Source organism: Pseudomonas sp. CFBP 13719 (assembly GCF_014842095.1).
Classification (GTDB): domain Bacteria; phylum Pseudomonadota; class Gammaproteobacteria; order Pseudomonadales; family Pseudomonadaceae; genus Aquipseudomonas.
In genome coordinates this window covers 117,558-138,054 of the sequence record NZ_JACYVB010000001.1, presented here as the reverse complement: position 1 = coordinate 138,054, position 20,497 = coordinate 117,558, and the positions used below count along the sequence as shown (strand labels likewise).

Annotated in this window: 17 protein-coding genes; 4 read left to right on the top strand and 13 right to left on the bottom strand. The window is 58.7% G+C overall.

Annotated elements, in window-relative coordinates:
- Nucleotides 1-121: 121 nt before the first annotated feature.
- Nucleotides 122-349 (top strand): hypothetical protein, encoded by a 228-nt coding sequence (locus tag IFT57_RS00630; protein WP_192149863.1) that lies wholly within the window; start codon nt 122-124, stop codon nt 347-349.
- Nucleotides 350-883: 534 nt separating this feature from the next.
- On the opposite strand, the gene IFT57_RS00625 is transcribed toward IFT57_RS00630, so the two are convergent.
- The 3 genes from IFT57_RS00625 to IFT57_RS00615 form a co-directional block, all read right to left on the bottom strand.
- Nucleotides 884-1,180, bottom strand: a complete 297-nt coding sequence (locus IFT57_RS00625; protein ID WP_122478697.1) for a HigA family addiction module antitoxin — start codon at nt 1,178-1,180, stop codon at nt 884-886.
- Nucleotides 1,181-1,188: 8 nt separating this feature from the next.
- A complete protein-coding gene (locus IFT57_RS00620) occupies nt 1,189-1,467 on the bottom strand; it encodes a type II toxin-antitoxin system RelE/ParE family toxin (protein ID WP_192047412.1) in 279 nt (92 codons plus the stop codon).
- Nucleotides 1,468-1,667: 200 nt separating this feature from the next.
- Nucleotides 1,668-2,531 (bottom strand): MBL fold metallo-hydrolase, encoded by an 864-nt coding sequence (locus IFT57_RS00615; protein WP_192149862.1) that lies wholly within the window; start codon nt 2,529-2,531, stop codon nt 1,668-1,670.
- A 92-nt stretch (nt 2,532-2,623) separates the two neighbouring features.
- On the opposite strand from IFT57_RS00615, the gene IFT57_RS00610 reads away from it, so the two are divergent.
- The 3 genes from IFT57_RS00610 (at nt 2,624) to IFT57_RS00600 (ending at nt 5,426) form a co-directional block, all read left to right on the top strand.
- The gene (locus IFT57_RS00610; protein ID WP_122478691.1) at nt 2,624-2,953 is read left to right on the top strand and encodes an ArsR/SmtB family transcription factor; all 330 of its coding nucleotides are present in this window, start codon (nt 2,624-2,626) and stop codon (nt 2,951-2,953) included.
- Nucleotides 2,954-3,058: 105 nt separating this feature from the next.
- On the top strand, nt 3,059-4,624 hold the full coding sequence (locus tag IFT57_RS00605; protein ID WP_192149860.1) for a bifunctional protein tyrosine phosphatase family protein/NAD(P)/FAD-dependent oxidoreductase: 1,566 nt from the start codon (nt 3,059-3,061) through the stop codon (nt 4,622-4,624).
- A 1-nt stretch (nt 4,625) separates the two neighbouring features.
- Entirely contained in the window at nt 4,626-5,426 is an 801-nt protein-coding gene (locus IFT57_RS00600; RefSeq protein WP_192150817.1) for a sulfite exporter TauE/SafE family protein, read from the top strand.
- A gap of 103 nt (nt 5,427-5,529) precedes the next feature.
- On the opposite strand, the gene IFT57_RS00595 is transcribed toward IFT57_RS00600, so the two are convergent.
- The 10 genes from IFT57_RS00595 to IFT57_RS00550 are packed head-to-tail and all read right to left on the bottom strand — an operon-like array spanning nt 5,530 to nt 20,493.
- Entirely contained in the window at nt 5,530-6,912 is a 1,383-nt protein-coding gene (locus tag IFT57_RS00595; protein WP_192149858.1) for a vWA domain-containing protein, read from the bottom strand.
- Between the two features lie 53 nt (nt 6,913-6,965).
- Complete coding sequence (locus IFT57_RS00590; RefSeq protein ID WP_192047407.1) at nt 6,966-7,475, bottom strand: hypothetical protein; 510 nt, start codon at nt 7,473-7,475, stop codon at nt 6,966-6,968.
- A 4-nt stretch (nt 7,476-7,479) separates the two neighbouring features.
- The gene (locus tag IFT57_RS00585; RefSeq protein ID WP_192063045.1) at nt 7,480-8,205 is read right to left on the bottom strand and encodes a hypothetical protein; all 726 of its coding nucleotides are present in this window, start codon (nt 8,203-8,205) and stop codon (nt 7,480-7,482) included.
- Between the two features lie 29 nt (nt 8,206-8,234).
- The gene (locus IFT57_RS00580) at nt 8,235-9,743 is read right to left on the bottom strand and encodes an SUMF1/EgtB/PvdO family nonheme iron enzyme (protein WP_192150815.1); all 1,509 of its coding nucleotides are present in this window, start codon (nt 9,741-9,743) and stop codon (nt 8,235-8,237) included.
- 28 nt (nt 9,744-9,771) lie between these two features.
- Nucleotides 9,772-10,995 (bottom strand): ABC transporter permease, encoded by a 1,224-nt coding sequence (locus tag IFT57_RS00575; protein WP_192047405.1) that lies wholly within the window; start codon nt 10,993-10,995, stop codon nt 9,772-9,774.
- Nucleotides 10,979-11,677, bottom strand: coding sequence for an ABC transporter ATP-binding protein (locus IFT57_RS00570; protein ID WP_192047404.1), 699 nt, complete (start codon nt 11,675-11,677; stop codon nt 10,979-10,981). The genes IFT57_RS00575 and IFT57_RS00570 overlap by 17 nt, the downstream gene beginning before the upstream one ends.
- A gap of 16 nt (nt 11,678-11,693) precedes the next feature.
- Entirely contained in the window at nt 11,694-13,670 is a 1,977-nt protein-coding gene (locus IFT57_RS00565) for a vWA domain-containing protein (protein ID WP_192150809.1), read from the bottom strand.
- A gap of 14 nt (nt 13,671-13,684) precedes the next feature.
- Nucleotides 13,685-14,716 (bottom strand): hypothetical protein, encoded by a 1,032-nt coding sequence (locus tag IFT57_RS00560; protein WP_192149856.1) that lies wholly within the window; start codon nt 14,714-14,716, stop codon nt 13,685-13,687.
- 3 nt (nt 14,717-14,719) lie between these two features.
- Nucleotides 14,720-17,434: a putative virulence factor gene (locus IFT57_RS00555; protein ID WP_192149854.1), complete on the bottom strand. Its 2,715-nt coding sequence runs from the start codon at nt 17,432-17,434 to the stop codon at nt 14,720-14,722.
- On the bottom strand, nt 17,431-20,493 hold the full coding sequence (locus IFT57_RS00550; protein ID WP_192149852.1) for a virulence factor SrfB: 3,063 nt from the start codon (nt 20,491-20,493) through the stop codon (nt 17,431-17,433). The genes IFT57_RS00555 and IFT57_RS00550 overlap by 4 nt, the downstream gene beginning before the upstream one ends.
- Between the last annotated feature and the right edge of the window lie 4 nt (nt 20,494-20,497).

The window sequence follows — 20,497 nt, the reverse complement described above, 5'->3', positions numbered from 1 at the left end:
GTAAGGGGTAGGGAATCTCAGCTGCTTGCCGGGCGGCCATCTGCATTCCGCGCATCTTGTTGCCGATGGCTGACAGCTCGACGTGAGCAGCGGAGAGGTCGCGCTTGTAGGAAGCCAACAGGTGCAGAGCCTGATCGCGCTCGCGCGCGGTGACGGCATGAATGTCCACCAGCTTCAGGATGTTCGCCCGCGCCTGGCGCAGGTCGGCGGCAACCTGCTCGTACTCTGCCTGGACCAGGGCAGCCTGCTGCTTCCATATCTGGGCTTCGGTGGGTATGCCAAGGCATCCGAACTCTTCGTCTTCGATTTCCATACTGCTGCTCGCCAATACTGTATGCGTGTACAGTAGTCGAGGTCGGTCGGATTGCTCAAGGGTCGGTCGATGGGTGGTGCAGGGGTGAGGGATGTTCGGTCGGCAGAACGCCGGGGGAGGGAAATGCTAGTACGCAGGCGTTTTCGAGTATTTCTGTGAGGTCCGGTAAAACACAGTAGAGCATCGTTGCAGCGAGCGCCCGGCGCGAGGCCTTGTGTTTACTGGGTTTCATCCCCATCCGCTAGCATGGGGTGCAAGGGGTCGAGTGTTCGAATCACTCCGTCCCGACCATTTATTCCTGAGTAAAATCAGACAAGAAAGCCACTTCTCGAAAGTGGCTTTTTTTTGTCTTCATTTTCACACGAGCCCTTATATCGAGGGCAGGCCCAGCGCTAGGGCTGCTTGTTGTGCTCCTGATTCGATACAGCCGCAGGTGGTTGGTGAACTTCGCCACTATCACCAGACGAGTGAGTTTTCAGCGGCGCAACAGGAGCGCCATGGAAGGTCAGAATAAAGCGTCTGAGTCTGCGCGTGTCTGAAGCCCGCCCTTGGCGGGCATCTGGATTTATTTCAAGCAACCAGGCGCTGTACCGCTGCAATCGCATCTCCATGCTCCAGCTCTGCCTTACGTAACTCGTACGCTGTTTGCAGGTTGAGCCAGAACTCTGCAGTGGTATCCAGGCAGACGGCCAAGCGCAAGGCCATGTCAGCCGATACGCCACCACGCTCAAGCAGAATGTTATTCACGGTCGGCGTAGATACGCCTAAAGCTCGGGCCAGAGCAGCGGCACTGAAGCCCATTTCGTGCTGAAAATCCTCGCGAAGAATCTCGCCGGGATGTATGGGACGCATGCCATTCTTGAACATGATGCACCTCAGTGATAGTCGACAATCTCAACGTTTTCAGGGCCGTTCTGGGTCCATATGAAGCATACCCGCCACTGCATGTTGATGCTGATGCTATGCTGGCCGGCTCTGTCACCTTCCAAGGCGTGAAGCCGGTTTCCGGGCGGTGAGCGCAAGTCTCGAAGCTCCTTCGCAGCATGCAGCGCGGCCAGTTTACGCTCCGCGACTGACTTGATGTCTGCCCAGCGCCTTGTCCTGCCGGTGGTGAAAAGAACTTCCGTATCGGCGCATGCAAAGCTTCGAATCATGGATTAAACGCTTAACGTTATTCGTTAAGAGCGAGCATACGCCTTTCAACGCCGTAATCAACTCATTGTTGAACAGGGTGTCCGGCAATCCTTCGAACAACTATTTCGAGGTGGGTTTCGGCGATACTTTCTAGCGGGGTGGCGATGAAACAGCTCCGCTCATGCTCACTGAAGCCATTACCTAACCAAGTCAAACGCTCTCAAAACCTGTTCAAAGGAATCTTCAGGCTGCACAACCCACTTTCATCAGCAGGGGGCAGATTCCCGGCGCGGATATTCACCTGGATCGCCGGCAGCAACAGCGCCGGGACCGACAGGCTGACATCGCGGGCCGTGCGCATGCGTACGAACGACTCGAGATCGGACGCGTCACCGACGTGAATGTTCTTGGCGCGTTGCTCGGCAACGGTGGTGATCCATGACGCTTTCCGGTTGGCAGGAGGATAGTCGTGGCACATGAACAGTGTGGTCTGGGGGGGCAGGCTCAGCAGCCGTTTAATCGAGTCATACATCTGTACGGCGTCTCCGCCGGGGAAATCACATCGGGCAGTGCCCACATCAGGCATGAACAGCGTATCGCCGACAAAGACCTGTGTGTCTGCGACTCGATAGGCGACATCTGCAGGTGTGTGGCCAGGCACGTGCAGAACCTGCACCGGTATGCTGCCGATGTGGAAGATCTCGTCCGCTTCGAACAGCGTGTCGAACTGCGAGCCATCCAGCAGGAAGTCGGGTTCGAGATTGTAGATATCCCGAAACGCGCTCTGCACCACCGTGATCTGCGCGCCGATGCCGATCTTGCCGCCTCGCTTGGCTTTGAGGTAAGCGCTGGCCGAGAGGTGATCGGCATGCGCGTGTGTTTCCAGCAGCCACTGTACCTGCAACCCGTGGCTGTCCACGAAGGCGATGATGCGGTCGGCGTTATCGGTGCCGATCCGCCCGGCTTTGGCATCGTAATCCAGCACCGGATCCACGATTGCACATGCGCCCCCTGATGCTTCGAAAATGACATAGCTCACCGTGGAGGTGGCGGTGTCGTAGAAACCTTCTATCTGGGCCGTCATCGGGCAACCTCTTCGATTCACGTCGTTACACTATATTGAAACATATACTATTCAATCGTAGACTGTCGACCGATCAACCATCGGGGCTTTCCATGACTGCTCAATTATCCACCGAAGAAATCGGTCTGTTGCGCGATTCTGCGTCCAAGGCGTGTGCCTTGCTGAAGGCCTTGGCGAACGAAGACCGTCTGTTGCTGCTGTGCCAATTGACCCAGGGCGAGCGAAACGTAGGGGAATTGGAGGCATTGTCCGGGATCAGGCAGCCGACGTTGTCGCAGCAGTTGGGTGTACTGCGCGACGAAGGAATGGTCAACACCCGCAGAATGGGCAAGTACATCTACTACTCGTTGGCCAGCTTCGAGGTGGTCTCGCTGATGCAGACCTTGTCGGGACTTTACTGTGGCCAAGCGCTGAAGAAGTAAGCCTCTGCACGACCCGTTGCTTGTCGCTGTGCCATCGCACCTTGCGTGGCTCGGCCGGGGCGCGGTGTTGGAACTCTCACACGGTGGCTAAGCCCGGGGTTTGTAATGGAGCAAGTGATAAAGCGAATAGACGCATCGTTCTCGGTGGCGGGCCAACTCGATCCGCAGGACGTGCCTGAGGTGCGAGCTCAAGGGTTCGCCAGCCTGATCTGCAATCGCCCTGACCATGAAGGTGGGGCTGAGCAACCCAGCCATCTGGCCATGCAACGAGCAGCCGTCGCGTCGGGGCTGGAGTTCCGATATCTACCCGTTGCCAGCTCTGGTGCTACGGCAGCACAGGCTCAAGCGCTGAACGCGCTTCTGGAGCAGTTGCCCAAGCCGGTGCTTGCCTACTGCCGTACCGGCAATCGGTCGGCCAAGCTGTACGAGGCGGCAACCAAAGGCAACCTTCTGACACAGCAGTACGATGTAGTCGTCATGGGCGCAGGCTCTGCCGGCATCACTGTTGCGGCCGGTCTGCTCAAGCGAGATTCGTCTTTACGCGTTGCGATCGTTGAACCCTGTACCGAGCATTACTATCAGCCCGCCTGGACGCTGGTGGGCGGGGGCGCTTACCCCATCGATGCCACCGTCCGCCCCATGCAAAGCGTCATTCCTCAAGGCGCATGCTGGATCAAGGCGTCGGTGTCGGCCTTCGCTCCAGACCGCAAGCTGGTGTTGCTCAGCGACGGAACCGAGCTGGCGTACCTGCAACTCATCATCTGCCCGGGTCTGCAACTGGCCTGGGAACAAATCGAAGGGCTTGAAGAGACGCTTGGCAGGAACGGCGTGACGTCGAACTACCGGCACGACCTGGCCCCCTATACCTGGGAACTGGTGCGTTCGCTGCGCAGCGGGAAGGTCTTGTTCAGCCAGCCTCCAATGCCGATCAAATGCGCGGGCGCGCCGCAGAAGGCGATGTACCTGTCCTGTGATCACTGGCGCAAGGAGGGCGTGCTGCAGTCGATTTCGGTCGAGTTCAACCTGGCAGCTCCCGTGCTGTTCGGGGTTGCCACGTTCGTCGCCCCGCTGATGAAGTATGTCGAAGCCTACGGCGCGAAACTCGCCTTCCAGTCCAATCTGGTCAGGGTCGATGGCCCGAGCAAGACCGCATGGTTCGATGTGACAGACACGGCCGGAAACGTGACGCGCGTGGAAAAACACTTCGATGTACTGCACGTCGTGCCACCGCAGCAAGCGCCGGATGTGATTCGCCGCAGCGAGCTCGCCGACAAGGCCGGATGGTTGGAGGTCGATCCAGCCACGTTGCAGCACCCGCGCTACCCTGAAATATTTGCCCTGGGGGATGTCTGCGGCACCAGCAACGCCAAAACCGCAGCGGCTGCGCGCAAGCAGGCAGTCGTGGTCGCAGACAACCTCATCGCACTGCGCAAAGGCCGTCAGCTGCCTCGACGTTATGACGGCTACGGTTCGTGTCCGCTCACGGTCGAAAACGGCAAGGTCATATTGGCCGAGTTCGGCTATGGCGGTAAATTGCTGCCAACGTTTCCGATGGACCCGACCATCCCGCGCAGGTCGGCCTGGTTCCTCAAGGCCCGATTGCTACCGTGGTTCTATTGGAATGGCATGCTCAAGGGGCGTGAGTGGCTCACCGCCTGCTCTTCGAAGTGACCTGATGCTGACATTCATATTGGGCGCATGTGTCGGCCTGGTGCTGGGGCTCACCGGGGCAGGTGGTGGGATCCTGGCGATTCCGGCCCTGACCCTTGGGCTGGGCTGGTCCGTGACCCAGGCCATGCCCATTGCCTTGCTCGCAGTAGGTAGCGCCGCCCTGGTCGGCGCGGTACAGGGCTTGCGCCAAGGCCTGGTGCGCTACAAGGCGGCAGCCACGATGGCCGTTGCCGGGTGGCTCGTCGCCCCCTTGGGGCTTTACGCGGCCGCGCGGGTCTCCAGCACCTTGTTGATGACTGTGTTCGCGGTGGTCATGCTCGTGGTGGCGTGTCGAATGTACGTGCCGGTCAGAGGCGCCGAGCATACATCAAGCACGCTGCAGCGCAACTGCATGCTCGATCCTGCGACGGGCCGCCTCGACTGGAATGCCCGGTGCCTGGCCACGCTGGTCTCGATTGGTGGGGCCTCGGGGTTTTTCACCGGTCTGTTGGGTGTGGGGGGAGGGTTTTTCATCGTCCCCGCTTTTCGAAAGTTCAGCGACGTGCGCATGCATGGCGTGGTAGCCACCTCGTTGATGGTGGTCACGCTGGTCTCGCTGGGTACCTTGGCCCATCTGTTCAATCAGGGCGTTACATTGACTTGGGCGGGTGCCTTGTTCACCGTTTCGGCGCTGGTCGGGATGATCGCTGGTCGACTCGCGGCGCCGAACATACCCGCGCCGCTCTTGCAGCAAGGGTTCTCCCTGCTGTGTGTGGGCGTGAGTTTGATGATGCTGGGCAGGGCATTCTGTGGGGTTGGTTGAGCTATTGATGCACTACCTTGCCGTTGCGTGATCAGGTCGTCATCACTACCAGGCTTGGTTTCGACGCGTCACTGTGTCGGCGCCCACTCTGCAGGTATAGGGTTCAAGGACAGCCCGGTATGTTTGACACCTCTTGGGAGGCTTGTTGAAGCATGTCATTGAGTTCGACCGCATCGCGGCTTGCGTAAATTCGTCCGCCGGTGTGTTCAGCCATGCAGTTGGAAAGAGCGTTTTTACCGATGTTGACGACGTTGACCTTCAGCCTCGGCTGGTTCTGCGCGATACGTTGGGATACGGCACAGGCATCCTGCTGACAGTTGTCTTCGCCGTCAATGAACATCACGATATAGGCATCGCGATTGCGTCCGTCAACTTTTGATGCCGCTTGCGCAAGGCTCTGGGCCAATGGCGTTCCTTGGTCGGCCTCCAGGCCGTGGATGCCTTTGATCAGCCGTAGTCGTTGTGACGTAGGGAATACTCCGTAGTCCGCGACTCTGCCGCAGCCTTCGAATGCCATGAAACCCACGTCGATCTGCGGCTGTAGGTTACCGATCATTTTGGCCAGCGACGCTTTGGCCACTTCAAGCCGAGTGGGCCGGGTCAGCAGTGGTGCCACTTGCGGGTCGCGAGGATCGAGACGAGCGCCAACTTCGCCGTACCATCGATCGTCAGCGGGTGAGGTTTTGACGTTGAGGTTCATCGAGCCTGATGTGTCTAGCACTACGACGAATTGCGGCGGCAACGCCGGGTCCACCGGTTTAGGGCAGGCCTTTGCCGACTTGGGCTCCTCGGCGGTTTCAGGTATTGGTGCCCGGGGTGGCGCTGGGGGATGCTGGGGTTCAGATTCCACAATCGGCTGAGGCGCCGGTTCGGGCAGAAGATCAGGTGGCCGAGCCACGACTTCAGGCTCGATTGCCGAGAGCAATGTTGCCGGCTGCGTGTACAAGGCCGGTGCCTGTAGGAACCACCAGGCGAGCAAGGCCAGCATCGGCAACAGCAGCAATGCTAGCAACATCCATGGCCATCTCTGCCAGCGAACCGGGGCATGTACGGCGACGGCCGTGGCAGCTGAGCTGAGGGGCGGCACATGCCTGGGTTTGAGCATATGCCAGCGGACAACTAGCGGTTCGCCGTTGAGGCTGTAAAGATTTTCGGGCAGTGGTTCGCCGATGAGGCTGCGCAGGCTGGCGGCGATGTCGGGCTCGCCCCGGCTGTGCAGTGCATCGGCGGCTAGGCCAAGCGAGTGCTGGCGCTGCTGATAGGTTTGCATCAGTTGGCGTTGCTGGTCTTCGCTCAAGGCGCTGAACCCGAAGGCCTGGCCACCCAGCTCGGTCCACCACTCCGGCACCGTACCGCTGCCAGCACGCGGAATGGCGTACAGGCTGGCGATGTTGGATGCGCAATGCTTGCGAACGATCTCCATCCTGGCGTCGAGTGCGGGCATGATATCCGCAGGCGTGCTGGCATCTCGGATGATCCGCTGCATGTCAGTTATCTCTTGGGAAGGCACAGACGCTCCTTGCGGAGCGCTGCTTGGTTTTATTGGTCGAAGCCGAGGCTGAGCTGGAGCTTGCTGACTTTTTTCTGCAGCGCTTTTAGCTCTTCTTGCTTGGCCGCAAGCTGCGCGGGGTTGCCGCTCGCAGGCTGGTTCTGTGCGGCTTGCAGTTGGCTTTGGAGCGCGTTGATTTGTTTCTGCACACCGGCCTTGTCGGCATGGCGAGTCTTGAGCGTAGATAGCAGTTGCCCTAACGACAGGTTCAGCGACGCTTGAGCTTGCTGTTGTGACTGCAGGTCCTTGCGAGTCGACGCTTGCTCGGCGGCTATGCCGTCGTAGACACGTTTGAACATTGCATTTTCATTACGAGCGGCGGTCAGCTCGTTTTCCTTGCTTCTGACTTGATCACTGTAGCCACCGGTGTAGTCGCAGTTCATCTTGGTGATCATGCTTGCGTCACGGTCGGTGGCGTCGCATGAGCCGGGAGCCGTGGCGCATCCGGAAAGCGCTATTGCGCCTCCCAGGCAAATAAGCAGGCGAGCGGTCGTGTTCATGAGATCAACCCAAGGTGATTGCGGAGCGTTGGCTGTACAGACCGTCGACTTCTTTCTGCAGCGTGGCGACCTTTTCATTCATTTTCAGAATGTTGATATCGACTGTCTTGAGCTCGGCGCTGGTGCCCTGCGCGCGTTCGGCGTCGGCGACCTTGGTGTACTCGGTCACCTTGCTGCGCATGTTGCCCAGTTCTTTTCGCAGATAAGTGATGTTTTCATCGATGCCCGCGATGTCGGTCTGGGCCTTGGCTTTGTCTAGTTTCTTGGCAGCGATGTCACGCTTGATCTGAGCGATGTTCTGTTGATCGTCGGCGATGACCTGCTGCGCGACCGCTGTACGGGCAACTACTTTGTCGGTGTCGGCCTGAACGTCCCTGGTCATGACCTGCAGGCGCTCGGTGGTATTGGAGTATTGGCTGCGTCGCTGATCCAGATAGTAGTTGGCCCCCATCGCTACGCCGCAGGCCGCGATGCCGGCAACGACGGCGCACGCTGCCTTGTTGCCCGAGTTGGATAAGGCGCAGGCCAACACGCCAGCGCCAGCGGCGACGGCACAGGCCTGATAGCCGGACTTGGTGAAAAACTCGGCCGATGCTCCTTGCGTCAGGCGCGGGTCAGGCGAGTTGCCTGTCAGGCTGCTGCCGGTGGACGCACACCCGGTCAGCAGAATGCTGCCTGCCACGACGAAGCTGATCAACAGCTTGGAATGGAAACGCAGGCCTTGAGTCATGGTGTAGCTCCTTGATGTGTACGGATAGGTTATTGCTTGACGGCTTTGCAAGCGGTTAGCCAAGCATCGGCGTCGATTTTCTGCTTTTGCAGGAAGATTTTCTGATTGCTCCAGTGGGCCTTCAGGTAAGGCTTGAGCGCTTGCAACTGCTTGTTGCGGTCCATGAGCTCGTCCATGACCGGAACCTGTTTTTCCAGCAGCGGCTGGCCGTACAGCGAAGCGGATTCCACCAGACTACTGGCGTAGTAAAGCCCGAGCTTGTGGACGCGGTTCTTCTGCTCTTCGAGTTTGGTTTGACGCATGTCGCAGGTGGGGTCTTTCTCTAAGCCTTCGCAGTTGAGCGCGTAGTTCTTTTGCATGAAGTCCAGATATTGGCCATCATCGAGCATCTTGGTGCATAGGAATGCACCCAGATTCAGACTGGCACGGATGGCCTGGTCACGGTTTTCTTCCTGCAGCAGGTTGGCAGCACGCAACTGGTTTTCCAGCGCCTGTAGCTTTTCCTTCAATGCCTTGTCATCGACGCTGGAAGCGAGGCTGTTCAGCGCCTGGACGGTACCTTTGCCGTCGCTCTGGGCAGGCTCCTCGCTGCCGGTTCCCAGGGTTTTCCAACTGTTTTCGATCGCCTTGACGCGCTCGCGAGAGGTCAGGGTCTGCGAAACCATGGCCAGCCTGAAACCGGTGGTCTTGGTTTTCATCTGGCCATCGGCGTTGTAATACGGATCTTCCTGGCGCAACGAAGTACGGATATCTGCTGATGCTGTCAGGTAGTTGCCACCTCGCACTACATAGCCGCCCGCCTGACCGTGCAGACGATCAAGTTTGTTCAGCCGAAAAGGCTCGAACATCATCTCATCGACATTGCCGAGCAGGTCGTGAAGGCCCAGCGGGTTGGGCTTGAGCAAACCGCCAAGCTGCAGCTGCCCGTTCGAAGACTGAGATCCGGCGAACCATTCGTAGGCGTTGATGTTATCCGGCATGGGGTAGCGGGTGTCGCGAAACTCCGCCGCGTTGACGTCGACGCCACCTCGTGCAGCGAACTCCCATTCCACTTCTGTGGGCAGGCGCAGGAAACCTGCGGAGCCGTCTTCTTTGGGCAATTTGTCTGCCGCATTTCTGCGCAGCCAAAGGTTGTATTTGTCTGCTGTCTGCATCGCGTCGAACCAGCTCACGTTGACTTGGGGCAGGCGCAACTTGTTGGACGGCTCGGGGCACTTTTCATCCGTCAGCGCGCGGTATTGCAGTTGGGTCAGTTCGTATTTGGCCATCAGGTAGTAACGGGATTTGTCGGTCTTGGCACCGGTGAAACTACCCGCGATGAAGGCAGGGCGGGTCTGTTCCACGTAGCCATATTCAGCACCGTCCTGACCCATCTTGATCGGAAAGTCATCCAATGGTCCGGCGAGCGGGATGTAGACTTTGCGAAATACCATGGCTCCGTCGCATGGCATGGGCAGAACCACGTCTTCCTTGTCCGGCAAGGGGTTGAATTGCTTTTCTCCCCAGGCAACCGCTGAGGCGTCGAGCCAAGGGAGCATTGTCAAAGGCAGTAGCAAGGCAATACGTTTAAAGTTCACGCAGACTCTCCGCGGGTTGAATACCGATAGCTCGAACGGCGCCGATGAGGGCGACCAGGACAGCCACAAGTAGGGACAGGACCAACGCGGTAAGCGCGTGCCAGGGCGTGATGTGGCAGACGAAAGCGCCTGTGCTCTGAGTGATGCCGAGCAATTGATCGAACAATCGACTGCCAGCCAGGTAGAACGCCAGTCCGCCAGCGTAGCCGACCAGGCTCAGCATGACGGCCTGCAGGATCACGAACCCAGCGACGGCCGGGCTGCTGAACCCCAGCAGACGCAGGACTGCCAGGCTCTTGCGCTTGCGATCGATGTTGGCCAGAAACGCGCCGACCAGCGAGGCGATACAGCCGGTCAGCGCGGCGGCTGCGATGACGCCAAAAATCAGGCCTAGCACACGGTTGATGGCTTTCACGTTTTCTATGTCGGCCAGCCGACTCGATGTTTGAATGTTCTGTCCTGTCAGCCACTGCTCGAGCGCGGCCACGCTGTCGATATTTCGCGCATACACCCTGGCCCGCGCGTAAAGCGGCTGGAGCGCGCCTAACGGCCTGCCGGAGTTCAGGCCGAACGCCGGAACCTGATAACCGTCGCGAAAATGTTCAAGCGATAGCAGCAGGGTCGGTGCGATGAAAGCTGCCGCGCGACCGAAGCGCGAGGCATCTAGAATTGCCACGACGTTGAGGTTGATTTCGCCCAGTTCGCTGACGCCATCCAAGCGGCGTGCGGCCCGCAGTCGAACGCTGCTGCCGATCTCGGCCTGCAGGCGTTGTGCGGCGGAAGCGCTCAGGATCAAATCGTTGCCCTGCAGCGAGCTGGCTGGCGTGTTCAGCAAGGGATCGCCGGCCTGAGTGGGAATAATTTCTGCGTTTTCGACAAACCGCTGCAGACCGATCTGCAAATCAGCCTGGGCGTTGAGCGAACGGGTCTGACCAATCGCGAAACCTGTCTCGGGCATTTGTTGCAAGCGAATAACCCATGGCTCGTCGAAGCTGCCGCTGCTGAGCATCTTCACTTCCAGATTGCGCGGATCGCGCATGAGTTCATTCTGCAACTGGCTCACCACGCCGTGCTTGAGCCCGAACAACAGCAGCAACGGTGCGATCACCGCGACCAAGGACGCTGCGATACAGAGCGAAACTTTGCGGTCGTGCCACAGATCTTCGACCGCGAGCTTGCAAAGCAGACGCAGCCTATCAATCCATAGGTTCAAAGCGTGTCTCCCCGGCATGGCTGATGGCGCCCATGCGATTTAGCCCGAAGTCCCGGACCAGCGCCCAGTCGTGGGACACCACCAAGGCGCTCAGACCCAGTTCCGCTACCAGACTCAACAGCAGCTCGAACAAACGCTGGGCGCTGTGCGGGTCCAGCGCTGCGGTCGGCTCATCGGCCAACAGCAACTGCGGTTCGTGCGCAATCGCCCGCACGCAGGCCACGCGCTGCCGCTCGCCGATGGACAGCGCGTGTGGAAGTTTGTCGAGTAGAGCATCGAGCCGCAACGCACCGATCGCCCCCTCTACATGACTGCTGTGTTCGCTCATGCCGAGCAGGCGGCGCGGCAGACTGATGTTGTCGCGCACTTTGAGAAACGGCAGCAGGCCGCCACTTTGCAGAATGAAACCCAAATCACGAGAGCGGACCTGAGTCAGCGCGGCCTGATCGTCTGCCGCAAGCATCTGCCCGATGTCCAGTCCATCGCGCCCGAGCCGGAATTGCCCCAGTTGTGAAGGTGCCAACAGCAAACCGATTGCCTCCAGCAAGGTGCTTTTGCCACAGCCGCTTTCCCCGGTGATCGCGAGGATTTCGCCGGCACCGAGCTGCAGGCTTGGCAGGCACACACGGTGGGCTTGTGCACCGTGTCCACGTTGCACAAGCAAATCTTGAATGTCGAGCATGGGCTGAACGATCTCGCTACGGCATCATTTCAAGGGGTACTGGATAGACGTTGTCCCTTGCATCGCTGTCTTTGGCCAAGGCGACCCAACGGTCGACGTCGGCGTTATAGCGCTGGTAATGGCGAAGCTTGGTGCTCAGGTTGCGGATGAATTTTTCCTGCGCAAGTCCGTCCCAACTTTTCCATGTCTCCTCATCTAGATTGAGCACTTCGCTGTGATAGGGCAGGTCTTCAAGGTATTCACCCAGCACACCCAGCTCTGCGACCTTGGCGTTGTTGTTTTGCTTGAGCTGGTTGGGGTCGGCACCCATGGTCGCAGCCACTGCGCGCAATTTTTCGAACATGTCCGTGGGTGAAATCAGACCTTCGTTGGCCGCGTCGAGAATCTGCTTCATCACGTCACTCAGGTCACTGAGCTGAGATTTGGTCAGCAACACGCGCACGTCTGTAGTGGGGATGTTCTGCTTGATCAAATCGCGGTCGGTGATCCATGCCTTGAACACCGGCGGGGCCTGGGTTTGGTTCTTTTCACCCAGATAGGCCAGTTGCATGGCATAGCCGATCAGGGCTGCGTCCTCCAGCATTTTCTTATCGGCGGGATCCTGCCTGGCGTTCGCTGCACTGCCTATCGCCTCGTCGCCCCTGTAAGCGGCCTTGACCTGAGAGGTGATAGCGGTTGCAAGCGAGTCCACCTTGCGGCCGAACTCTTGGACATCTCCGGCATTCACCGGGTAGTACAGGGAGGTATTGGTGCCCGGATAAGTCGATAGATTGCGGTATTGCGCCTCCGCCCGAGCGTGATCCTTGACGCCCGCTGGGGTCTTGAGATGCAGCGTGTACACGGCAACCCCTGGATTGGCTGCTTCGAGACGCACCTGATCGGCGTTCAGCCCCGTGTTGGAAAGTTTGTCAGTGCCTTCCAGCGCGCCGGCGTCGGTAATCAGTACCACATAGCGCGCGCCGAATTGACTCCAGTCCACTTTGTCGATGCTGTGCATGACGCCTGCGTAAGCGTCTTCATCGAAGGCGCCACTGGAAACCTTCGCCTGCTTGAGGTCCGCCACTTTGGCCAGGAAGTCAGCACTGTCCTGCACCTGATTGGGATCCGCGTACATTTTGCTCACGTATTCCAGGCCGGGGACGGCCTTGGTGCTGGAGCGGAACGCGACCAGACCGAATTTCACCTGCTTGCCGAGGTTCTCTTTTTCGATCTGTTGATAGACCTTGCGAATGGCTTCCCGTGTCCGATCAATGTACGGGTCCATGGAAATGGTCGAATCGATGACGAACACCACAGCCGCGCTGAACTCCTTCAACTGGCTCGGGGCAGGGGTGTTGGCAGTACCTGCTGCGCCGGTTGCAGTCTCTGCACCAGCGCTGGCCGTCGCTGGTTTTTCATCGGTCTTGCTGACCGACGCAACGTTGAGAATGCGGGTGCGAAAACCCGTTTCAGTCATCACCTCTTCGCCGCTCAATACCGGTAGCAAATAGAACTGCTTCTGCATGTCGACGAAATATTCAGGCTCCTGGGCCAAAACGCCCGGGGCCAGCGCACCTTGCTTGAGCTTGGCACGCAGCGGGGCGACCTTGCTCACAGGATCTGGTGCATCGAGTATACCTTCCAGCGTCGGACGTTCCTTGAAGAACAACAGACGATCACGGTTCGCGGGATTGGTGAACGCCAATGTCAGCTGCATCTTCCATTCTACGGTGCAGGCAGACGGTAGCCAGCCAATGGTTTTGCCGTAGCTGTCCGCCCCGACCTTGAGCCATTCCGCGTTGGCCGCCTGTGCGCGCTCGTACACGTAGAAACGGCTGAAGGTCGGTTGAGCGATGCCATCCGTGGCGCCGGCAGCGGAGCTCAACTGGCAGCCCGGCGTGGTCAAGACACGTTGGAACAGGGTTTTCTTGCCGGCCTGAATCAGCGGTTTATCGGCCGCATAGGCCCAAGGACCGACAGCACAAAGCGTCATTAGCGCGAAGCTACCCAGCATGCGTTGAAACGCGCTCATGGCTTGAGCTCCTCGAAACGTTGCTTGGCATCGGCATTGTTCGGCTCAAGCCCAAGAATGGTTTCGTACCAATAGGCGGCGGTGGCTTTATCCGGTTCGGCAAAGCAGTCGCTGGGCTGATGGTATTTGGGGTCGTATTCATGGGCGTAGGCAGTAGCGATCAATAGATCGCCTGCCTGCGAGCGGTTGGCGTACAGACGTTGGGCAATGCCGCAATGCTTGCTGGCCTTCGCCGTCTCGATGATCTTCAATAACTCGGCACTGGCAGGCGCCTGCTTGATGCATGCTTGAACGAAGGCCAGTTCAGGTTGGCTGTTCATGCTTTCCAAAGTGCACGCGGCAACCGCCGAGGGCCTCGCGGGTTCGACAGTAACTTCCGGCGTCGCAGGGGCTTGGGTTTTGCCATTGAGGAAAAACCAGAAGCCTGCCGCTGCGAGTATCAATACCAGCAAGCCAAGAATGATCGGCAGCAACCGGCTCTTTTGCGGCGGTAGTGCGACTGCAGGTCGCTCCACCGTCTTGCTTTGAATCGGTTCGGATCGAGGCTCGACCTCAGGCGTGGTGGGCGTAACGGTTACAGGCACTGCCGGGATGTCCAGCGGCTCGCTTGGCACCGTCGGGGTGGCCAGGTCAATGCCGCCATAGATACCTCGGGTTTCACCACCCGCGCTGGACGCAAGCAGCCCTGCTCCGGGACGGACCACGCCACGGTCGCTAAAACTCAATCCTTGCTCGCGCAGCTCGATCTGGAAGTTGGAGTTGGCGCTGCCTTCGAGTAACGGATCGACAACGTCGGGGCCAACCAGAGTTTCCAGCGACTCACCACTGGCCCCTTCGCTGAAATGTGGCACCTTGAACCAGAATGGATTACTGCTCCATTGCTTGTGTTCTTGCAGGTAAAACCCATCCTGGTTGCGCTGGATGGAAAACTCCAGACGCTCGTGGGAGCCTTGCCATTTCTTCACCGTCAGGCAGGCCTGCCCTGGCACGGCGGGTTCCAGGCCCAATAGATCAACTCGAATCGACATCGCTTATCTCGCTTTCAACGCGGCGAGCACATGGCCCAGCCGTTCATTCTGTTCGGATGTGATTTCCCGGCCCGCGCTGTGACCTGCGTTGCCCAAAGTAAGTGCGGCCAGACCTGACAACCAATCGCCGACGAACAGTTTCGCCTGGTTGGCCGGTTGCGCCGGCAAAACCGGCAGCTGCCCCGGTACCACATCGCCGTAAAACGCATAGAGGTGGTCTTTGCTTCCTACCAGACTTTTCGGACGCTGCTCTAAAGGTGTCTGGATAAAGCCGAACCACGAAACGAAATCACGCAACACCAGCTGCACCTCAAGTACCTGACGCTCTACCAATTGATCGCGGCGCGCCCCGCTCTGAGCCCGCTTCAATACGGCTTTGGTCAGTTGTCCGGGTACATTCTGTCGGTAAGCTGCAGTGATCAGTTCGTCGGCCACCGCTTCGATGACCGGTTTGCTCAGACCTAGCAGGTTCAGCAAATTCTGTCGGTTGGCAAGCTCACGAAGATGAGCGATCCAGGCGTTGAACACAGCCTTGGCGAAGCGATGATCGGTACCCTCCAATTCAGGTACGACCGACCAAGGCTCTGCGCCATTATTATTGCCGTCGTCTGCATCGAAAGCCGCGCCAAAATCGGCGAAGTCGAAGCCCCCGCTATTGCCGTAGAGGCTGGTTGGCGGGGTATCGAGTGGAACGTCCTCAATAGCGTGTGCGCTTTGTTCCTCATAAATGCCGCTGAGATACAGATCGCGCACGCCATCGGAAGTCAATTGCAGGTTGTCGATTAATTCGCCAACAATTGCCTGGTTCCTGCCTACGTGTTGCAGAATCGACTGGGCCTGGCTGCGTTTGGCCGCCATCGCGCCGTCACCGTCGCACTGATACCAACTGCTCAGGCCGTGCGTGGTGAGATCTTCGAGGCATTCGGTCAATTGGTCGCGGATACGTGACAGCTTGAACTCGGTATTGGCGACATCCTTGAAGCTTTCGCTGAAGCGCTTGATGCCGCCATCGTTTATTTGCAGCAGCGCTGCCCACGCCTGCGCGGGCTGGTAGATATGCCTGCCGACCAAGCTGTTTGCGCTGAAAGTCTGGCCTAGCAGATCGATGCGCTCCTGTGAGCGTTCGAGGATGCGCAACTCGTCGCCTGTCTGGCCATGAAGCTCGATGAAAGGTGTTTCCATGCGCGGCTTGCGCACCAGATAAGTATTCTGGAAGGGCAGGCCAGCCCAGTCGGTCATCCAGGGGAAGCCGCCGAATCGCTCGATCATGGTCAGCTTGACCATACCTTCCCAGCCGGCATCGAGCATATTGGCCGGCGTGTTCAGTGCGCCGGAGATACGTTTGTCGAGCATAGTCAGTGCCCAGATCAAACCGACGCCTGGGCGTTTGCTCCGTTCGTTAGCATTCACGCCTTGGGTTTTTTCGATCCAGCGGGTGAGGACAGGGCCAACATCCGGAACGTCACTTTGTTTGTCCGATGCAGTGCACACCACCAAAGCGTTCATTTCCTGGCAATCGGTGTAGCGCTCGAACAGGTAAGCGACTTTGCCGCGCAACAACAACTGTGCAACCACATTGTCGTCAGCACCGCTGGAGTCCTTCAGTTCGCGCAGTTTCATTCGGCCGCGATAACCGGGGAAGTCCAGTAGGTCGACTGTGTTGACCACCGCATCTTTGGGTTCATTTATCAGGCAGAACGTCATCTCGGTCGTCAACGCAGCCAGTTGCGCCACGGTGACTGACGTGCTGGCGCCCAACCGCCCCTCGCGCTGAGGCCGAACGTCAATCGACAGGTCGGCACTGGTGTCGAACCGATTAAGTATGTCGACGTTCATGATGCTGTCGGCCTGGCTGTAGTCGCCGTGCCCGTCGCGACTGACCAATGCAGCAAGGGGTACGAACACTGCACGTGGGTGACCCAGTTTGGCCAGCGCCGCACTGAGCTTTTCGTAAACGCGGGTCAACGCGGGTTGCTCGCCCCATAAGATCGAAAACACCTCGGCACGCTGCTGAACGCTCAGGCGTGGCGCCAGGCGCAGCACCTGCGGCCAGTACAGGTGCTGCAGTTTCTTGACCGAGCCTTTGAAATTATCGTTGAGGTAGTCCCATAGCGAAACCACGTCATCGGCGCTGAGGCCAGGCACGTCCACAGGACTTTCCCGGCCTTCGACAGCCTTGAGGATCCGCTGGATGCGTGCCTCGTCGATTTCGTACTCGATCTGCTCCAGATCGAAATCTTTAAACCACGCATTGGCCAGAATCTTGGCAATTTCAATCTCGTTGAATAGCTTGAGTTCTACCGGGAACGCCGGATCCGGGCTCGGCAATGCCGCGCGGCTGAATCGCGTGACCAGCCCGGTCGCTTCCTTGCCACCACCCACCGGATTGATGTGGGCGATGAAGTCCAGAGTCTCGGTACCGAAGCGCGTTTCCAATTGGCCACTTTCACCTGCGGCCAACGCCGAAATCAGGTACGACTTGCCTGCCTGGGAAAGGCCGAAAAAACCAATCGTCATGGGCGTACTGGCGACCCGCTCCAGATTGCCCGCAAGATTGCGGGCGCGATGCAGACGTACGTTGAGGTTGTCGGCTTCACCGTCCAGGCGCGGCGCATTGGCGCGTGTCTGCTCGATCCATTGCAGCGCCTGGCCAGCCCCGTTATGCACCGCAGCCCAGCTGGCTGCCAGCTCGGTTTGTTGTTTGCTCAGGTCGCTCATTTGCGTTTCACACTTCCACTGTCGAGCCAATACTTGGTCTCGCTCAGGCCTGCGTCGAGCATGGTGTTGAGTTCCAGCTCCAGGTCACTGCGCGGGTTGAAGTTGACGTTGTTGCTATTGGATTCAATGCCCGCCACCGTTAATCGGTCGCTGACCAGTCCATGCTTGCGAGTGTGCTTGTCCGGCGCTTTGACTTCGAACCGCACCTTGAGCAGCGGCGCCTGATCGTCGGTGCCGACGGCCCTGGAGAATTTGTCGCGACCTGCCGCCGTGAAACGCAGCGTGTACAGCGGCGATGCCGCCCAGCGCTCGGCAGCGAGCTGGCGGAAGCCCAGACGCAGATCGCCGCGCATTTCCAGTTGTGGACTGTCGGCGTCATCACCGGTACCCACCAGCGGTAGCTGGATCTTGCCGTCGTGGGATTGAACATCGCGGTAAAGGACATCGGCGTCTTTGATGACGTTGTTCAAGTCGATCACGCCAATATGCTTGACTGTCGAGTAGGGCTTGAGCGCTGAAGACCGGAAGTAGAAGTTCGGCACGCTGTGGTTGGCACACAGCAGGCACAGCATCGCCCCTACGGAAGCTGTGCTCTTCGGGTCGTCGATCAAGCCGCTCTTGTGAAACGGGTACCAGCCGCCGGTGCGATAGTTCTGCAGCGGCAGGATTCGTCCTGGGGGTAGCGGCAGCATTTTGCGAATGAACGCCTGTACACCAGGCAGCCGGGACGGTCTACCGGTCAGCAACAGTACGTCACAGGGGTAGTGAAAGATCACCTCGCACAACGCACCAAGAATTTTGCTAATGTTGATTTGGTCGTTGAGAAACGCCGCGTGCAGCTTCTGCAGGTCAAAGGTGATCGATGTATCGAACAACTCGAACGTACAGAGTGCACCGACTTCGCGGCGTACGGCTCCCTGTACGTACTCAAGTACGGCCTGGCCAATCGCTTTGTCGCCCAATAGCTCCCGGTAGCTATGAACGCAGATGTCCGCAGGGGTCTCTGGATCGTACTGCTCGTAAGCCTTGAGTAGTGCCAGGCCTAGGGGTGTGAACACTTGCAGGTTCAACTGCTGGCGTAGAATCATGTCTTGTGCGCTGGCCGTTTCATCGCCGCACAGGCGCGACATCAACGAGCCGGGGGATTGGACGCCCGCGCCGAGCAGCGCTTTTTCAAAGCTGGGCAGCACGAAATCCTGGATGACGTCGAGCAAGATATCGTCGCCGGCCACCTTGAAACCGTCGCGGAAGCGCTGTTCTGGCACGATATGGACATTGCTGCCACTGCCCACACTGCCGGCACGGTCCAGACGATAGTCGGTGATCACCAGGTCGGTGGTGCCACCGCCGATATCGATAGTAGCCAGGGTGATGCGTTCGCGATCGGTTTTATCCGGACGGGCGAGGGTGTCGAAAAACTCCTCCGGGTGTCCGGCAAAATTTTCGTTGATCTCGGTATACAGATACACGAGCTGACCGCAGGAGGCCTCATCCCACTCCACGCGGACGCTGGGTACCGGTGTACGCGGTGGGGTGAGTTCATCGGTCTGCGGGTCTTCTTCGCCAGCGTGCCAGCCCATGCTTTTCCATACCAGACCAATAGCTTGTTGCACCCGCTCGTTAAGAATGTTGCGTTCGGCCTGGGGCATGCCAGGCGGCACGGTCAGGGTGATGCTTTTGAGCTGGCGCGGCACACGGGTGTGGCCTTGACGCGAACGCTGCGCGGGGCTGTTGATCTGCGACATTGCCTGCGCCAGGACCTCGGCAAGCATGAATGTCATCAAAGAACTGCGCGAGTAACGCGGCATGAACACTGGCAACCGGTCGTCGTCATCCAAGGTGTACAGGGCTTCGCCGGTTTCGTTGATTAGATGTGAAAATGGTGCGGCGGTGGCATAGGGCTCGTTGTCGGTCTTGATATACGAGCAATTGAAACGCCAGCCATGGCCGTACGGGTTTTCGTCCCATAAGTAGCGTTTCGGGCTGGAAAGCCCGGTTGAGCCTTCGGTCCCACGACGGCGACTGGCCAGTCGACTGGCTTCACTGCCCACACGGGCAATCGTTGCCCATTGGAAGGCATCGTGTCGCCCGCTTTTGACCGAACAGTGGTCTTTGCCGAAGTACGCCTGGGAAAACTCGACGCGACTTTCGAACGGCTGGTTGTAGGTGTGCTCCGGCGTGATGAGGTCTCGCAGCTCCAGCACGTAATTCTGTTTGAGCCCGGAACCTGCCTGGCCGTGGTTCTCGATCAGAATGCCGCAGGTACGCGAATTGCCGACATCGAGCACCAGATCCACTGGAATCGGCTTGACCTGGCCCCCGCTGTCGTTGGCGACTACTTTCAACTCGGGAATCTCAACCCGGGTCTTGTTTTGCTGACGCGCATGCGTAGCGCTACCGAGCAGGCTCAGCACGTTCAGGTAATGCGCGAGGTGATGACCGGCACGTATGTCGATGTCCAGTTCTTCGCGAGAGCGGTGTGCATTGCCCTCGTTGAAGACCTCCAGCAACCATTCATTGACCCAACCCTGCGCCAGGAACCACCGCGTTTCGCGCGCTTTGGTTGCCAACTTGAAAGACACACCCGAGCTGATGTCCTCTTCGTTCGGGGCCAGATAGGCAGTGCCGTCGCGTTTAGGCATCACGCGGCTGTCGAACGCCATGGTCAGACGGTGGCTGTTGCCATCGATGTCAGGTACCGGCAACTTGACAATACGCATCCTGGCCCAGTTGGTTGGGCCTTCATCGAAGCGGTGGGGCGGCATGAACCGAAAGAACGGCAGCGGTAACCAGAGACCGTCCAGCAATTCCAGACTGCTGCGCATGTCGATGCTGAACACCGGTTTGGTCTTCTCGATTCTCTCGGCCTCTGGTTCGTAGAAGAAAAAGTCCTTTTCTTCGTTGTAGACCAACCGGCAGATGAGCCCATCGGTCATGGGTGCGAACTCGCCGGCTTGTTCTTTTCGCACGTCGAGCCGCAACGCGAAATCCAGGAACTGGACACCTGTGTCGCTGACCAGTGAAACGGTATCTTCGAATTGCGTAACTTCAGTCAACATGTCA

Coding starts and splice junctions, on each gene's coding strand:
- IFT57_RS00625 (WP_122478697.1), bottom strand. CDS start 1,180: ATGTTCAAGAATGGCATGCGTCCCATACATCCCGGCGAGATTCTTCGC.
- IFT57_RS00620 (WP_192047412.1), bottom strand. CDS start 1,467: ATGATTCGAAGCTTTGCATGCGCCGATACGGAAGTTCTTTTCACCACC.
- IFT57_RS00615 (WP_192149862.1), bottom strand. CDS start 2,531: ATGACGGCCCAGATAGAAGGTTTCTACGACACCGCCACCTCCACGGTG.
- IFT57_RS00610 (WP_122478691.1), top strand. CDS start 2,624: ATGACTGCTCAATTATCCACCGAAGAAATCGGTCTGTTGCGCGATTCT.
- IFT57_RS00605 (WP_192149860.1), top strand. CDS start 3,059: ATGGAGCAAGTGATAAAGCGAATAGACGCATCGTTCTCGGTGGCGGGC.
- IFT57_RS00595 (WP_192149858.1), bottom strand. CDS start 6,912: ATGCAGCGGATCATCCGAGATGCCAGCACGCCTGCGGATATCATGCCC.
- IFT57_RS00590 (WP_192047407.1), bottom strand. CDS start 7,475: ATGAACACGACCGCTCGCCTGCTTATTTGCCTGGGAGGCGCAATAGCG.
- IFT57_RS00585 (WP_192063045.1), bottom strand. CDS start 8,205: ATGACTCAAGGCCTGCGTTTCCATTCCAAGCTGTTGATCAGCTTCGTC.
- IFT57_RS00580 (WP_192150815.1), bottom strand. CDS start 9,743: ATGCTCCCTTGGCTCGACGCCTCAGCGGTTGCCTGGGGAGAAAAGCAA.
- IFT57_RS00570 (WP_192047404.1), bottom strand. CDS start 11,677: ATGCTCGACATTCAAGATTTGCTTGTGCAACGTGGACACGGTGCACAA.
- IFT57_RS00565 (WP_192150809.1), bottom strand. CDS start 13,670: ATGCTGGGTAGCTTCGCGCTAATGACGCTTTGTGCTGTCGGTCCTTGG.
- IFT57_RS00560 (WP_192149856.1), bottom strand. CDS start 14,716: ATGTCGATTCGAGTTGATCTATTGGGCCTGGAACCCGCCGTGCCAGGG.
- IFT57_RS00555 (WP_192149854.1), bottom strand. CDS start 17,434: ATGAGCGACCTGAGCAAACAACAAACCGAGCTGGCAGCCAGCTGGGCT.
- IFT57_RS00550 (WP_192149852.1), bottom strand. CDS start 20,493: ATGTTGACTGAAGTTACGCAATTCGAAGATACCGTTTCACTGGTCAGC.